Source organism: Sporosarcina sp. NCCP-2222, assembly GCF_023168145.1.
GTDB lineage: Bacteria > Bacillota > Bacilli > Bacillales_A > Planococcaceae > Sporosarcina.
Window position 1 is genome coordinate 521,149 of record NZ_BQYK01000001.1, and the last position, 15,541, is coordinate 536,689.

Annotated in this window: 14 protein-coding genes; 3 read left to right on the forward strand and 11 right to left on the reverse strand. The window is 42.7% G+C overall.

Features of this window, described 5'->3' with window-relative positions; all coding sequences use genetic code 11:
- The first annotated feature begins 5 nt into the window (after positions 1-5).
- Positions 6-806: an NAD kinase gene (locus NCCP2222_RS02770; protein ID WP_248509388.1), complete on the forward strand. Its 801-nt coding sequence runs from the start codon at positions 6-8 to the stop codon at positions 804-806.
- Between the two features lie 42 nt (positions 807-848).
- Here the strand turns inward: NCCP2222_RS02770 and rarD are convergent, their stop codons facing one another.
- The 6 genes from rarD to ezrA form a co-directional block, all read right to left on the reverse strand.
- Positions 849-1,754, reverse strand: a complete 906-nt coding sequence (rarD, locus tag NCCP2222_RS02775) for an EamA family transporter RarD (protein ID WP_248509390.1) — start codon at positions 1,752-1,754, stop codon at positions 849-851.
- Between the two features lie 129 nt (positions 1,755-1,883).
- Entirely contained in the window at positions 1,884-3,455 is a 1,572-nt protein-coding gene (mbcS, locus tag NCCP2222_RS02780; protein WP_248509392.1) for an acyl-CoA synthetase MbcS, read from the reverse strand.
- A 176-nt stretch (positions 3,456-3,631) separates the two neighbouring features.
- Positions 3,632-3,841: an alpha/beta-type small acid-soluble spore protein gene (locus tag NCCP2222_RS02785; RefSeq protein ID WP_248509394.1), complete on the reverse strand. Its 210-nt coding sequence runs from the start codon at positions 3,839-3,841 to the stop codon at positions 3,632-3,634.
- 77 nt (positions 3,842-3,918) lie between these two features.
- Positions 3,919-5,121, reverse strand: coding sequence for a tRNA uracil 4-sulfurtransferase ThiI (gene thiI, locus NCCP2222_RS02790; protein ID WP_248509398.1), 1,203 nt, complete (start codon positions 5,119-5,121; stop codon positions 3,919-3,921).
- On the reverse strand, positions 5,122-6,255 hold the full coding sequence (locus tag NCCP2222_RS02795; protein ID WP_248509400.1) for a cysteine desulfurase family protein: 1,134 nt from the start codon (positions 6,253-6,255) through the stop codon (positions 5,122-5,124).
- Between the two features lie 110 nt (positions 6,256-6,365).
- Positions 6,366-8,057 carry a septation ring formation regulator EzrA gene (gene ezrA / locus NCCP2222_RS02800; RefSeq protein WP_248509777.1) on the reverse strand — a complete coding sequence of 564 codons (1,692 nt, stop codon included), beginning with the start codon at positions 8,055-8,057 and terminating at the stop codon, positions 6,366-6,368.
- A 214-nt stretch (positions 8,058-8,271) separates the two neighbouring features.
- On the opposite strand from ezrA, the gene NCCP2222_RS02805 reads away from it, so the two are divergent.
- A complete protein-coding gene (locus NCCP2222_RS02805; RefSeq protein ID WP_248509402.1) occupies positions 8,272-8,751 on the forward strand; it encodes a GAF domain-containing protein in 480 nt (159 codons plus the stop codon).
- Positions 8,752-8,826: 75 nt separating this feature from the next.
- Here the strand turns inward: NCCP2222_RS02805 and megL are convergent, their stop codons facing one another.
- The 4 genes from megL to NCCP2222_RS02825 all read right to left on the reverse strand — a co-directional run bounded on the left by megL (position 8,827) and on the right by NCCP2222_RS02825 (position 13,604).
- Positions 8,827-10,026, reverse strand: a complete 1,200-nt coding sequence (gene megL / locus NCCP2222_RS02810; protein ID WP_248509404.1) for a methionine gamma-lyase — start codon at positions 10,024-10,026, stop codon at positions 8,827-8,829.
- Positions 10,027-10,158: 132 nt separating this feature from the next.
- Positions 10,159-11,121, reverse strand: a complete 963-nt coding sequence (locus NCCP2222_RS02815) for a hypothetical protein (protein WP_248509406.1) — start codon at positions 11,119-11,121, stop codon at positions 10,159-10,161.
- 18 nt (positions 11,122-11,139) lie between these two features.
- Positions 11,140-11,484 carry a hypothetical protein gene (locus NCCP2222_RS02820; protein ID WP_248509408.1) on the reverse strand — a complete coding sequence of 115 codons (345 nt, stop codon included), beginning with the start codon at positions 11,482-11,484 and terminating at the stop codon, positions 11,140-11,142.
- A gap of 257 nt (positions 11,485-11,741) precedes the next feature.
- Complete coding sequence (locus NCCP2222_RS02825; protein WP_248509416.1) at positions 11,742-13,604, reverse strand: sensor domain-containing diguanylate cyclase; 1,863 nt, start codon at positions 13,602-13,604, stop codon at positions 11,742-11,744.
- Positions 13,605-13,944: 340 nt separating this feature from the next.
- Between NCCP2222_RS02825 and rpsD the strand changes: the two genes are divergently transcribed.
- A complete protein-coding gene (gene rpsD / locus NCCP2222_RS02830; RefSeq protein ID WP_248509421.1) occupies positions 13,945-14,547 on the forward strand; it encodes a 30S ribosomal protein S4 in 603 nt (200 codons plus the stop codon).
- A gap of 207 nt (positions 14,548-14,754) precedes the next feature.
- On the opposite strand, the gene NCCP2222_RS02835 is transcribed toward rpsD, so the two are convergent.
- Positions 14,755-15,516 carry a class I SAM-dependent methyltransferase gene (locus NCCP2222_RS02835; RefSeq protein ID WP_248509424.1) on the reverse strand — a complete coding sequence of 254 codons (762 nt, stop codon included), beginning with the start codon at positions 15,514-15,516 and terminating at the stop codon, positions 14,755-14,757.
- Positions 15,517-15,541 lie beyond the last annotated feature (25 nt).

Below are 15,541 nucleotides of genomic sequence, written 5' to 3' on the forward strand. Positions count from 1 at the left end.
GCTGTATGGCCGACCGTAGAAATATTTATATCTTTTCAAAACAGGATGTGGAATCACTTGCCAAGAAGGAAATTGTGAAAGACGCCCTCCATCATGAAGGCTTTTTTGTAACCGACCAACCAAGCGATGCCAACATCATCATCTCACTTGGTACTGATGGCACCTTTTTGCAAGCTGTCCGGAAAACCGGATTCAGGCAAGACTGCCTCTATGCCGGCATTTTGACGGCGGGCAGGCACGCCATGTACTGTGATTTCCATTACAACCAACTGCTCGAAGTGATTCAATCTATTCGAAGATCCGAAATCGAAGTAAGGCGGTATCCGTTGCTCCAAGTGGCGATTGACGGACATGAACCATTCTATTGCCTAAACGAGTTCAGTATCCGTTCGAATATTATTCGGACGTTCATTTTGGACATTTTGATTGACGAACAATGTTTCGAAACATTTCTAGGAGATGGCCTGATCATCTCGACTCCGACCGGAAGTGCAGCCTACAATAAGTCAGTCCGTGGTGCCGTCATCGATCCTTTACTGCCATGTTTTCAAGTGACAGAATTGGCTTCGGTTAATAACAATAGCTATCGGACGTTAGGATCCCCATTCATACTCAGCGGCCATCGAAAGCTGCGCCTTCACGTTCATCAGGATGGGAATAATTTTCCGTCTGTCGCGGTGGATAACGAAGCTCTTGGTATTCGCAAAGTAGAAAATGTCGAAATAGAGCTGAGTACTAAAATTGTTAAAACAGTGAAATTGAAAAATAATTCGTTTTGGGAGAAGGTCCAGCGGATTTATCTATGAAAAACAGGCCAACCTGGTTGTACCGGTTGGCCTGTTCTTTTTTCACACATGTCTTCTTCTCATTTTTACGGTCTCATACACTTTGGATGTTGTAAATAAGATAAGGGCAGCCCAAATGAAAGAGAAAGATAATAACTCTTGCTGTCCGAACGTCTCATGATACATAAGAACACCGATAATCAGCATCAATGTCGGTGCAATGTATTGAATAAAACCGGACAAGTAAAGTGGAATTCGCTGAACCCCTTTCGCATAGAGAAGAAGGGGTAGTGCCGTTGCCACTCCTGTCAAAACGAGCAAAACATCGGTCTGCGTGTTGACATGGAGGAAACGGGCTTCACCTGTAATAAACAACCAGATATAATACCCTACTGCAAACGGAAAGATGAACATTGTTTCGATTGCCAGCCCACGCAAAGGATCTAATTGAATGTTTTTCTTAATAAACCCATAGACCGCAAATGACAAGGCCAGCCCGACAGCAATCCAAGGAAATTTCCCGTAAAAAAAGACCATCGTGATGACGCCGATTGCAGCAAGCACAAATGCCGCTTTTTGGGCTGAGGACATCTTCTCCTTTAAAAATAAGACACCTAACAAAACAGATACGAGGGGATTCATATAGTACCCAAGACTCGTTTGCACGATAAAATGATGATTGACGGCCCATATGTAAATAAACCAGTTCGACGTTATTAAAACCGAAGCTGCAAATAAGCTCCAGAAACTTCGCTGATTCTTCCATAATTGACGGAAGTCGTGGATGAGTTGTCCACCTCCGCGGATAAGTAAAACCACAAGGACGGTTGATAGGAATGCCCATACGATGCGGCCTGTTAAAATTTCATCACTGCTGACATGCTCGAGGTATTTCCAATAAATCGGCATGAAACCCCAAATGATGAATGAAGCAACCACCCAGATGACACCATTGCGGTCTGTTTGCATGGACAGATGACCTCCTTTATTATTTCATGTCACGAAAGAATAATGTCATTATAGACCTAAGTTTTTTATTCGTAAAGAACAGAAAAAACCGTTTGCCCACTTTTCGCAGCAAACGGTTCAATTGATATGTCACTGTTGTTCTTTTTTACGCAATTCGACGCGCATGATTTTACCAGAAGCCGTCTTTGGAAGTTCGTCCATGAATTCGATTTTTCTAGGATATTTATAAGGAGCAGTCAAGCTCTTGACATGTTCCTGTAAGTCTTCCACAAGACCTTCTTCGCTTTTTCTGGCAGGATCTCTTAGAACTATAAACGCTTTTACCACGCTGCCTCTCACCTCATCGGGACTTGCCACCACCGCACATTCCCTGACAGCTTCATGCTTCGTGAGCGCATCTTCCACTTCGAATGGTCCAATCGTATACCCGGAGCTGATGATGATATCATCTCCTCGGCCTTCAAACCAAAAATAGCCATCCTCGTCCAGTTTTGCCCGATCCCCTGTAATATAATAATCGCCGCGGAACTGCATTTTAGTCCGCTCCGGATCGTTCAAATATTCCTTGAACAAAGCGGGAGTTGATATATGGACTGCAATATCTCCGACCTGGCCCGGCTCCACAGGCTGCCCTTCTTCATCTACAATATCCACTTTATTGCCGGGAGTCGGTTTGCCCATTGATCCCGGTCTCGCTTCCATGCCGACCATCGTACCGACAAGCAATGTATTTTCTGTTTGGCCGTACCCATCACGGACAGCCAAGGAGAATACTTTATCAAAGATATCAATCACTTCACGGTTCAAAGGCTCTCCAGCTGATACTGCGTTGCGGATGGACGAAAGATCATATTGCTCCAATTGATCAGCCTTTGCCATAAAGCGATATTCCGTCGGTGTGCAGCATAACACATTGACTTGATATTTTCCGATCAAGTTTAAATAAGTAACTACATCAAATTTCCCATCGTACACGAGTCCTGTAGCACCACTGCCCAAAACAGATAGGAACGGTGACCAGATCCATTTTTGCCATCCTGGAGCAGCGGTCGCCCAAACGACATCCCCTTCTTGAATGCCAAGCCACTTTTCTCCTGCCGTCCTCAAATGGGCATAGCCCCAAGCATGCGTGTGAACAACGCCCTTTGGTTTACCCGTTGTGCCTGACGTATACGAAAGAAATGCCATATCCGAGCCTTTCGTATCGGGTGGCGAAAAATCGGAAGAAGTTTGATCCATTAATTCAGTTAATGAGAGCTGGCCTTTTTTTGCTTTTCCGATAACAAATAGCTGGACGTCACCCAAATTTTTTACCTCTGCAAATTGATCCGTAAATGCCTCGTAAGCGACGATGGCTTTTGCGCCGCTATGTGCTAAGCGATATTCGATGTCGGATGCCCTCAGCATTTCCGAGCTTGGAATGACCGCAATTCCCGCCATTAATGCGCCAATGTATGTAATATATGCTTCGATTCTTCTCGGAACCATCACCAGTACGATATCGCCTTTTTGAAGGCCATTTTCGGTGAAAACGGCTGCTGCCTTTTTGGCTTCTACCATTAATTGATCGTATGTAATCCGATCTTCAGCACCATGTGCATTGACATAAATCAATGCTTCTTTGCCACTGCCATCTGCATACCGTTCAAATTCGGAAACGATATTGTATTGTTCGGGCGCAAGTAATTCTTCACGTTTCATAGAATAGTCCCCCTTTTTCTTTCCATTAATTATACGGACTTTTTAAATTGATATCAATATTCGGACTCCGTATTTTATCTTTGATTTCAAAACACATGAACAAACAAAAAACGGCTATGCTAAGGAAGATAGAAAAAGCCGCCCCGTTTAAAACGGGACGACTTCTTTGAATCATGTTATTGTTGTGTGAAGTTGTTCATTTGCGATTGAGCTTGACGTACTAATCGCTTCGTGATTTCTCCGCCGACGGAACCGTTGGCACGCGATGTAGCATCTGCTCCAAGTTGCACTCCGAATTCTTGTGCGATCTCATACTTCATTTGATCAAGAGCTTGTTGTGCACCAGGAACTAGAAGTTGGTTTGAGTTGCTGTTGTTGTTTGACATGTCTCTCACCTCCTTGTGACTATAGAATGGACTGTATCCAAAAAATCATGCAGGAGGATTTATGGTAATTTTTTCTTTTATAATAAATCGTCAAAATCAGTCGGCTGCTTTGCCGCCTGGTTGATTACCGTCCGTTTTGCAATTGCCTCTTCAATCAGCGGAGCAAAATCAAAGTAGCTTTCATAATGCGTTACTTTCTCGAGACGCGGTTTCGTCTTCGGATTAGACGGTGTAAAAATGGTGCAGCAATCTTCAAATGGCCGTATTGAAATATCGTATGTGCCAATGCGCTGCGCAATATCAATGATCTCCAGTTTATCGGATGCAATTAACGGACGCAGCACTGGAGTGGAGGTCACAGCATTGATGGCAGTCATGCTGTCCAGCGTCTGGCTTGCAACCTGTCCGAGGCTTTCACCGGTGACAATACCCATCGCACCAATTTCGCCTCTCACTTTATCCGCAATTTCCAACATGATTCTTCTTGTTGTCGTCATGGACAAGTTGTTTGGCACTTGCTTGACAATCGCTTGCTGCAGTTCAGTGAAAGGTATGATATGAAGACGTATATCCGCCCCGAACGTCCCTAGTCGCTCGGCTAAATCCATTACTTTTTTCTGCGCCATCTCACTTGTGAATGGCGGGCTTGCAAAATGGATTGCATCTAATGACACGCCTCTTTTCATCATTAAGTAGCCTGCTACCGGGCTATCTATTCCACCAGACAGCATAAGCAGAGAATGACCATTCGAGCCCACAGGCATGCCGCCTGCGCCTTTATATGTCGCAGCTGTCAAAAACGCTCCATCACTTCGGATATCGACAAGCAGTTGGATATCAGGCTTTTTCATCTTTACACCGAGATCAGGGAAATGGCGCAATACATGGCCACCAATTTCTTGTTGAAGTTCCCCTGTCACGAGCGGAAATGATTTATCCGAACGCTTGATTTCGACCTTGAAAGTCTTGCCTGTCGTTTCAACAGACGCGATGACGTCGAGCGCCTTTGCTTTGATTGCTTCGAGTTCTGCCTGACATTTGGCAACCGGGCTGAACGATTGGATGCCAAATATAGAAGGAAGACGTTCAATTGCTTCCCTCATATCATCATGATCACTTGCATGCAAAAACATACGGTCGCGTTCTGCTTGCAGCTTTACCGTCGGAAGATCCCGCATCGCTAATTGAATATTTTTCTTCAATCTCCGTACAAATGTATTACGATTTCTACCTTTAAGTGATAGTTCTCCATAACGGATTAACAGCTCATTCCATTCCATCTATTTCAAATCCCTTCCAAGCAGTTTCATAAATGCTGAAAAAACAGTCTCGAATTTTTTTATTTCCTCATCGGTATTATCTTTTCCAAAACTGATTCGGACAACTCCAAATTTGTATTCCTGTTTCAAATGAATTGCCTCGATTACATGACCAGCATTCGAACTTTTTGATGAACAGGCACTAGACGTGGAAAGATAAATCCCGTTCTCCTGAAAATAATTAACAGCCACTTCGCCTTTAATTTTCGAAAAAGCGAGAGATACTATATGGGGTGCGCCGCAATGTGATGCGATCACCTGAACACCTTCAAATTGGTTTACAAATTGAATCAAGTCGTTTCGCCATTTACGGTATGTTTCATTTTCTTGATTCACGGCACTTAGCCGCATCGCCTTTGCAGCAGCAACTGCATTTGGAACTGAAACGGTTCCACTTCGGACACCTTTCTCCTGGCCGCCGCCGAAATTAATAGGCGATGGTGTCATGCCTTTTTTCATCATGAGCACTCCAGAATTCTTTAACCCATTGATTTTATGTGCAGAAACAGTAATAGCATCCGGCCCACTTGCATGAAGTTTGACTGGCAGCTTGCCGAAACTTTGAACACAATCCGAATGAAATATCGCTCGAGAGTTTTGATGAACGATTTCCACGGCCTGTTCTATCGGCTGAATGGTTCCAATTTCATTATTCACATGCATGATGCTGACGACGGTCGTTTCCTTTCGTACCAGCTTAGCTAATTGTTCAAGTGATATCCTGCCCTGTTCATCCACAGGCAAATAATCGACTTCAAAGCCATTTCGTTCCAAAAAGTGACAAGCGTTCAGAACGGATGGATGTTCAATGGCCGTCGTGATGATGTGGGAGCCTCTCGACTGAAGCGCATAGGCAAATCCAATCACAGCTAAATTATTGGCTTCCGTACCGCCAGAGGTGAAAATAACCTCTGCATCGTGGCTGCCTACTAAAGAGCGGATTTGATCTCTGCATCGCTCCAATAAAGCTTCTGCCTCTCTTCCTTTCCCATGAATGGAAGCGGGATTGGCGAAAAAGCGCCGGTTCGCCTCGACAAAAGAGCTCAACACTTCTTCGTCGGGTCTCGTTGTTGCACTATTATCAAAATAGGCCATTTCTTTCACATCCTTTATTTTAATTTGGAGACGCCTGAATTTTTGGAATCCCTCATTATAAGCGTGACAAAGCCACCTGCATATATATGCCGGTGGCTATGTTAACAATGTTAGACATGCTCCTTCAACATTTCTTCAATACGCTTCATAGCACCCGGTTCCATTTCTTCGACCGCTGTAGCAGCCTCTTCAAGCGCTTTTGCATATCGGAATTGCCGGAAGGACTCTTCCGCATCCAGTAATCGTGCATGCACTATCGGATTTGAAGCTCTAAATCGGTTGCCATATTGTATGATCAATTCGATCAACATTACATTTTCAAGCATTTGATCGACTTTCTCGTTCACATCATGAACAGCTTTTTCAGCATTCTTTAAATACGATTCTGCCAGAGCCATGTTTAACGGCACTTCCTGTAAACTTTGGGAGACAAGGAAAATCTGTTCTTCCGCTTCCTCCAACCTTGCGTCCATTTCATCTGGAATTCCAGGTATGTTGGCTTTATGAAGCTTGCGGTCCGCCGCCTGCAATTCACGTGATAGGTCCGCCAGCTTGGTCCGTACATTATTTTCATCAATTCTGAGATTTTTAATCCGGTTCGCGAAATTCTCCTGCTCTTCCGCAATCTGCTCCATTTCATCAGCAATGCTTTTCAGCTCTTGCTGCAAAGTGGTATAAGCAGATCCTTGCTCCTCAAACATGAAAGCGAGCGTAGAAAAACGCTTTTGCAAAGCTTCCAAGCGTTTTACCGCAGTTTGGGGGATTTTAGCTTCATCTTCTTCCAGACGATAACTTTGCTGAACATAGACAGCTTCATTGGAAATGTCCCTTGTCATGCGAGTCATGGATTCAAGCTCTGCGGACACTTTTTCATAGTGGCTGTCCACATATTGTTTCCCAATGACTTCATTTTCAAGCGCATCATAGAATGAATCAATCTGATCGTTCATCTCCTGCACTTGCTGTTTCACGGTATCAATGTCGAGCAGCTTCACTTTAGCCATTATCTCATCAAGTTTCGTTTCAATTGCAGTAAGTTGCTTAGGAAGTTCAAGATGTTGCAGATTGTAGTATTGCTCTTCCATTTCGCGTGTGCCGTTACGCAGCTCTCTAATGGCAGATGGAATCTTATTTTGCACTTCAACAAGCAAACTCGGTATATCATGAATCAACTCGGATAAGCGTTCGCCCTTAGCAGAAAGATTGATCACAATTTCTCTTGCCAATAAATAATTCCCATTATCTGTCAGTTGGTCATATTCTTCAAACTTCGGATTGAAGGATTCAAGTTCTTGTTCCAACGATTCAATCGCAACGCCGAAGGAATGCTGATGAGCAAGCAACGTCTTGCGGGCCGTTCGGTATTGTTCCTTCAGCTTTTCAATCTCAATTCGATTTTTTTCTTCGCTGCCAATCAATTCATTCAACTCATCCAGAATTTCGTTCTTCCGTTTATCACAGTAACGGATCTTCTCCTGGATGTCTTTTTCAGTCTGGGTCGCTTTTTTAAATTTGAATCGATCAACCATATCTTCGGCGTCAAACAGCATCGAGTCGATATTGGGCATGTGGACATCAATGACTTCTGTCCACTCATTCCGCCACCGTTCAAACTTCTCTTCTGTCTCACCCGTCATATTCAATTGTTTTACTTTCATCATTTCTTCAAAAATCGGTTTGTTTTGTATTTGCATTTTTTCATTTTCCAACCGCTTAATTTCACCTATATGTTTACGCCTGAATAAAAAGGCGATGGTTATGAGTACTATAAGAAGTAAAATTGGAATGATGAAATATTTCATCATTGTGATCCCCCTATTCCGCATCACTGAAATGAGACATTCTAATTTGATATTATCTTATATAGTAACATGTTTAAAGAGTTTTCGCGTTATAAATGAATGATTTATAGGGAAAAATACATTTTCATCTGGAGAAAGCATGAAATTTGTAGAAAAAAAGACTTTCGACGTATACTGAGTGAAGCGAACATCGTATTGAAGGAGGACGTTTTATATGTTTACAACAGTGACTTATTCATCTGATCCGATAGAAAAATACTCGCAATTGACAAAGCAGCTTGATGCTCTTTTATCTGGCGAAAGTAACCGTTATGCCAACTTGAGCAATGCTTCTGCGCTGTTAAATGTATTTTTCGACCGTATCAATTGGGTTGGGTTTTATTTAATGGAAGATGGGGAGCTTGTGCTTGGCCCATTCCAAGGCTTGCCGGCGTGCATCCGGATTCCTCTGGGCAAAGGGGTTTGCGGGACAGCAGCAGAGCGCAAAGAAACAATAGTCGTAGAAGACGTTAATGCGTTCCCAGGCCATATTGCTTGTGATGCAGCATCACAATCCGAAATAGTCGTTCCCATCGTTAAAGACGGCGAATTGATCGGTGTTCTTGATATCGACAGCCCCGAACTGGACCGCTTCACGGATGATGACCGCCAAGGTCTCGAAGCATTCGTAGAAGTTCTAGCCTCCCATTTATAATCAATAGAATATTAGTATAAAGAAAAGGCGGCCATTCGATTGATTGAATGGTCGCCTTTTCTTTCTATTGTTTTATCAAGCCTTCACATTATCCCGTTCCAATACGGCAAATGCCTGTTCCAAATCAGCTATCAGATCGTCTGCATGTTCCAATCCCACAGAGAGGCGAAGCAGTGAATCGGTAATGCCCATTTGCAGACGTTCTATTTCCGGTACACTGGAATGGGTCATGGTTGCCGGATGCTGAATCAGAGTTTCTGCATCTCCTAGGCTAACTGCAATTTTGATCAGGGACAAACTGTCCATGAATCGCTGTGCCCCAGCTTTCCCTCCCTTTACTGTGAAAGAGATTAAACCTCCGCCAGCGCTCATTTGACGTTTGGCAATATCATATTGTGGGTTCTCTTCATCAAACGGATAATAGATGGTTTCCACACAAGCTTTTCCTTTTAGATACTTGATTAATTTTTCAGCATTGAATGTGTGCCGTTCCATCCGGACAGGTAGCGTCTTTAAGCCACGTATCAGTAACCAGGCATCAAATGGAGACATGATCGCTCCATAATCTTTTTGAACCGACATGCGGATCCGTTCCATTTCTTCCTTATTATTACCGACTAGAAGACCTGCAATCACATCACCATGGCCATTAATATATTTCGTAGCGCTGTGCAATACAAAGTCCGCTCCGATTTCCAAAGGATTTTGCAAATAAGGCGACGTGAATGTATTATCAACGACGACACGGAGTCCATGGCGCTTCGCAACTGCTACTACCGCATGCAGATCTACCAGTTCCATAGTCGGATTGATCGGTGTTTCTACATAAATGCATACTGTTTCAGGCTTTACTGCTTTCTCTATTTCTTCTTCCGACATCATTCGGATGAGGTCATGCGTTATTCCATACTTCTCTTCCATTATAGAAAGCAAACCAAAAGTACATCCATAAATGCCTCTGGAGCACAGGATGTGATCTCCGGCTTTTGTTAAATGAACAAGAATGGAACTGACCGCTGCCATGCCTGAGCCAAAAGCGAGGCTGCCTTCACCTTTTTCCAGCACTGTAATTCTCTCTTCCAGCACACGTACTGTCGGATTGCCGAGCCTGGAATAGATATTGCCCGACTCCTCACCTGAAAACCGCTTTTCCCCAGTCAGCGCCGTGTCAAATGAATAAGTCGATGTTTGATAGAGAGGCACTGCCAAACTTCCATGATGTTTCGAGTCATCATACCCCTCGTGAATGACAACCGTGTCCTTATGAAGTTTCATAGTATGCTCCACCTTTCGATTAAATGAAATCGCTTACATTCCCCTTTCTCTATTATACTCTTCGTTATGAAAAAGAAAAAGCCTTGTCTTCCATACTTTAGAAGACAAGACTTATATTATAAAGAACTACCATTACGGCAGATATTCATACCTCACATCAATCCAGGCATTTTGCAGGCTTTTTAAGCCTAAATCCGTCGCAACACGAGGCGTCAAATCAATTCCGGCCGGATTCAGAACCTTCCGCCCGCTTTGGTCCTTCCCGCCATTGTGGCCGTTCGTATACGCCGCATAGGCTTGCGGGGTGCCTAATGGCAAATCGGTAAATTTCCTGCGAGGATTCGTCCCGTTTTTAGCATCCCAGTAATTATCGTCTGTGTTCCAAGGTCCCACTTCATCGACTTTAACACTGCGAACAGACCTGCCAGTTGCCGGATTGTATACGTTGACGACATAAGGCGCCTTTCCGTAGATCGTACGCAAATTCGATGGAATGTTTGATATCCATCCTAAATTCGCGAATTTGACGTACTTATCCGACAACGCCACTTCATACGCACCACTCGTATTCGGATTGTATTGTGTCGCAAAAACTCCAGATACCCGATCTATATCCGCATTGACATCCGTCCTGGCAGCAAGCCATTGATTCCGATAATCAACCTCTTCCTTCCACCATTCCGATATCCAAGTTTCCAGCAATGTGTATCTTTCACCGAAATAGTCCTGTAATGCGAGATTCCGCTGCGCAAAGACATCTTCAGCAATTCTATTAAAAGTGGCGGCATCTTGCTGATCCTGTGGTGAAAGTTGATTAAGGCTTTCCATGACCAAAGATCTTTCTTTTAGCCCCCACTCTTTAAGAAAGTCCATTTCCTTCTCAGATAGTCCCAGGTCTTCCTGCAACTTCACTACATCTTTCTCCAACTTCTCATCCATTGTCCACAGCAGGTAATTGAGCACTTCTTTATCATCGTATAACGGGTTATCGGATTTAAAATCGATGCTGCCACCCGCTTGCACCTCATTCACCCAAACTCCGCTCAGCAGCATGGACAGGACAACTAGTAAAGTCAGACATAATTTTTTATACAATAACAAGCTCCTTTTTCGTCATTTCGTAACGATTCGGTACCTCTTCACGTATAAAATCCCTTCCTCCCCATCATTCGGATGGGCAAGCTCCAGTTCAATTGATTTGCCATTTGTCAATGGATAGACCGCTAACTGCTTGTGGCCGTCTTGCTCCTCAATTACAGATTCCCCTGACTCATCCACCTCGATGCCTGAAAGCGAGCTGATAAACTCTCTGGACACTTGAATCGGATCATTCAGACCCGCGCGATGGCCTGCGTCATACTCTCTTTGCAAGCTGGACAATTGTGATGTCGTGATGTCATTCTCAATCCATGATCCGTCACTGTTTTTTGTACTGCCGCATGCTGCCAACATCAACAAAAAAAAAGCGCTGTAACCTTCCGAATCAACCTATGACTCCTCCTCTTTCCATGTCCTGTGACAAGCTACATCATTCCCCTTTGCTCCTCCCCTTGCAGAACTAAGATTAATTCTAATGCAGCTGTAAATATTATCAATAGTTAGAAATCTTCGTTTCTCTTTTTACGACCTTCCCATTAAAAGTCAAGGAAAAATTATTCAATGACGGCGTCTTCCCGCCTATAAAATCCATCTGATGAAATATGAGACTAAAAACCTTACACTTTTGTTAAAAAGCCGCCATGTACAACAAGCTGATTCTTCCCAGTGTTTTTCGCCTTATAAAGTGCCTGATCCGTATCTTGGAATAACTCTTTGAAGGACGTTTTCTGATGGAGGGACCAATTGTTCATGCCGACAGATATCGTAACTTGCGGATCTGTCGATTTCGGGACGAGACTGACCAATTCAGTGGCAAAATCGATCCCCTTCTGTTTGGAGATAGACGGTAGAAAGATAGCAATCTCTTCACCCCCCCATCTGCAAGCAATACCCCTTCCTTTCACTGCTTCGAGGATGAGATCGGCAATCTGTTTCAGCACTTGGTCTCCTATAGCATGGCCATACGTATCATTTACCATTTTAAAATCGTCCACATCAATGAGAATAAATACACCTGATTCATTATTCTCCATGGCCTTTTTCATGTAGTTGTCCAAATAGCTTCTTGTAAACAACTTAGTCAAATTGTCTTTGTCGACTAGCTCTTGCAATTTATCACGAAGCTGAGAGTTTGAAATGGCTAAAGAGGAGTGTCCGATCAAGGACCTCATTAATTTAAAGCTATCAAAAGAAAAGAAGTATTCATCTTTATGCAGCAATAGGACAAAACCTGTCATTTCCTTCTGATGGGTGATTGGGATCGAAACGAGTGATTTGAAAGGAAAGCGAACCGGTTCCTTTACAGCCAGATGAATATTTGCCTCGAATATAGATTCGGCTCCGCCTTGCAAGCGGGTCGAGGCAAACTCTAAATAATCGGCTCCTCCCAGTTCAAAAAAGAAATTGGAACTGACAGAGGAAATTTCATACTCTCCATTCTCTTTATAAAACACAAAAGCGATTTCCATCGGCTGGAACGCTTTGATCAGCTGCTGTTTAAGGAAACGAAGCATATCGTTCATTTCAAGGTTACTGTTAAGATTTCGCGATACTTCATTGACTAGCTGCAAATCTTCCACGAGCCGATGGGATTGGTCATACAAAGAAGCATTTTCCAGCCCGTTTCCAGCCGCATTCGATATCATGCGTACAAAGCTTCGCTGCATCGCAGAGAAATCTGTACCTTCGGGTGCAATGATCTGCAGAACGCCATAGATGCCTTGCCGCCCTTTAATTGGAACATTCAATATGCTTCTGGCCAGGTCTGATGCGTGTTCAATTGTCAATTCTCCCGATAAGAAAGCATCTACCGCGGAAGCTCGCTCATTCAAATAGTCAAACAATCGATAGGAGAAGGATTTCCCTTTCTGTTCATGAGATAGAAGCAAGTCCACTTGGAAGGAAGGGAAGGTTTGAATGACCGCTTTTACAACGCCATCCAAGATAACCGCACTGTCCATTGTTGCATTGAACAGCTCTGTCACTTCAAATAGCTTTCTATAATTCTTCTCCTTCTCCCTGAGAGAATGCTGGCTCACCACTTGGTCGATAAATATACTGACTGCCTTTTTCAATTCATGCAGTAAAGGAGTCGAGGCAAAGGAGTGCCATAGATCTGTCGACCGGAACAGCATTGCACCAAGCGGATCCAGCTCCTTATTTCGGAAGATAAGATAATCGTCCGCAAATCCATAACCTCGTTCTGTAATCTGGACAATGAATTCTTTATCGTTAAAAAGTTCCCGACTGTCAATGTAGTTGGACAACAGTACCTCTGTCGACTCTTTCCCATGCTTGCAGACCGGCAGGAACCGGTTGCTTTCATACAAGAGGAAATCAGCTTGGTCGATACCGAAATGGGATGAGAACAGACGCTGCAACGCCTCAAATGTCTGTTCCAATGGAAGCCCTTCCATTGAATTGGCACCCAAATCAAAAAGTCCACATTTCATTTCATATAAAATCGTTTGATGATTCATACCGATGTCACCCCTGCTACAATCGTAAACGTACCTTTATTACCTTTCTTCCATAGTAATGCATTACACCTATAATTGCCATTAATAAATTGCGACAATCTTCGTGTTGTCATGATAATTTCCTTGACTGTTGGTTGCCAGAACGGTATGATGGAACTTGTGTAAAATAGTTGCAGCAGTAGTGTGTTCCGGATTGTCCAGTCTATTCCTTTTCGAAGGTGCATCATGTAACCTCATGGCTGCTGAGGCGAGGATGCAAGATAATAGAATGGCGTGCGGCATGAACACTTCTGGTTCTTATTTTACAACAAAATAAAACCAATTAGAGGAGGAGTCTCTCATGGCTCGTTATACAGGTCCATCTTGGAAACTGTCCCGTCGTCTTGGCATTTCGCTAAGCGGTACTGGGAAAGAAATCGAAAAACGCCCTTATGCACCAGGACAACACGGTCCTAACCAACGTAAGAAACTTTCCGAATACGGAATGCAATTACAAGAAAAGCAAAAACTTCGTTTCATGTACGGCGTAAACGAGCGCCAATTCAAAACGATCTTTAACAAAGCTGGTAAAATGCAAGGTAAACACGGTGAAAACTTCATGATCCTTCTTGAAACTCGCCTTGACAACCTAGTATACCGCTTCGGTCTTGCACGCACTCGCCGTGCAGCACGCCAACTTGTCAACCACGGACACATCCTAGTTGACGGCAAACGCGTTGACATCCCGTCTTACAGCGTAAAACCAGGCCAAGAGATCTCTCTTCGTGAAAAATCTCAAAACCTTACAGCTGTAAACGAAGCGCTTGAAGTGAACAGCTATGTTCCTGACTACGTTTCTTTCGATGCTGATAAAAAAGTTGGACAATTTGTCCGCATGCCTGAACGCAGCGAACTTGCTGCTGAAATCAACGAAGCACTTATCGTTGAATTCTACAGCCGTTAATAACTAGCATTACTAAAAACCCTCGAAATCCGCTTAACAGCGTTGTTTGCGAGGGTTTTTGTTTTATCCGCTTTTTATTCCTCCCCGGAATAAAGCATTAATCTGGAGGTAATATTGGGAGAATTATTTTTCCATTAATATAACTGGAGAGATGCAATACAAGTAATTAATCTCATCGGTATCTGAATTCGTTCTTTAGAAAAACCTTTATATTTTTGTAGCAGTACAAAACATTTCTGCAAAATCATTTACAATAGTTTTTTCGGGATTAGCTTTTAAATCGAATTTCATCCGTTCTAATCCTTCCTCATAATCTTTATCATCAATTAAAGTAAGTACAGAAATATCCCTGTTTTCAGCGTAGTTTATGTAATCTTTTACCATTATATTTTCCATCTTGTAATCGATCTTTAACTTAACTTCTAAACCTCTAGAAGAAAGCTCGTAAAAAATAACGTCTTTATTCCAATATCTTTTAATATCTTCGTTAAAAGCTGTTGGAAAGTAATGATAAATCCACCACTTAGGCATATCGTGTATTGCTATATTATGTAATTTATATATTCCACCTTTTGTTAATACCCGATAAATCTCATTAATAGCCTGTTCCTTATCAATGTAATGGTGAAAAGCATAGTTGTTAGAAATAAAATCAAATGTTTCTGATTCATACGGCATATTTTCTACATTAGCCACTACGAAATCGACATTTTCCAGCTTCTCTTTTGCTTTGTCCAACATTTGTTCTGATAAATCCAACCCCTTCCATTTTATATTAAACTCTTTAAAATTTTTTTGTTGTTGTTCTAGATAAAGACCTGTTCCGCAAGATAAATCCAATACCTGATATTCAGCTTTACTATTGGTTTCAATATATTGTTTTAAATCATAATCAAATTTAATCTCATTAGCTCTATATTGATTTACATCATATCTTGCTGCAATTTTTGAGTAATTTGTTATTTTCATACTCTCTCCCCCTTATTATCTTCAT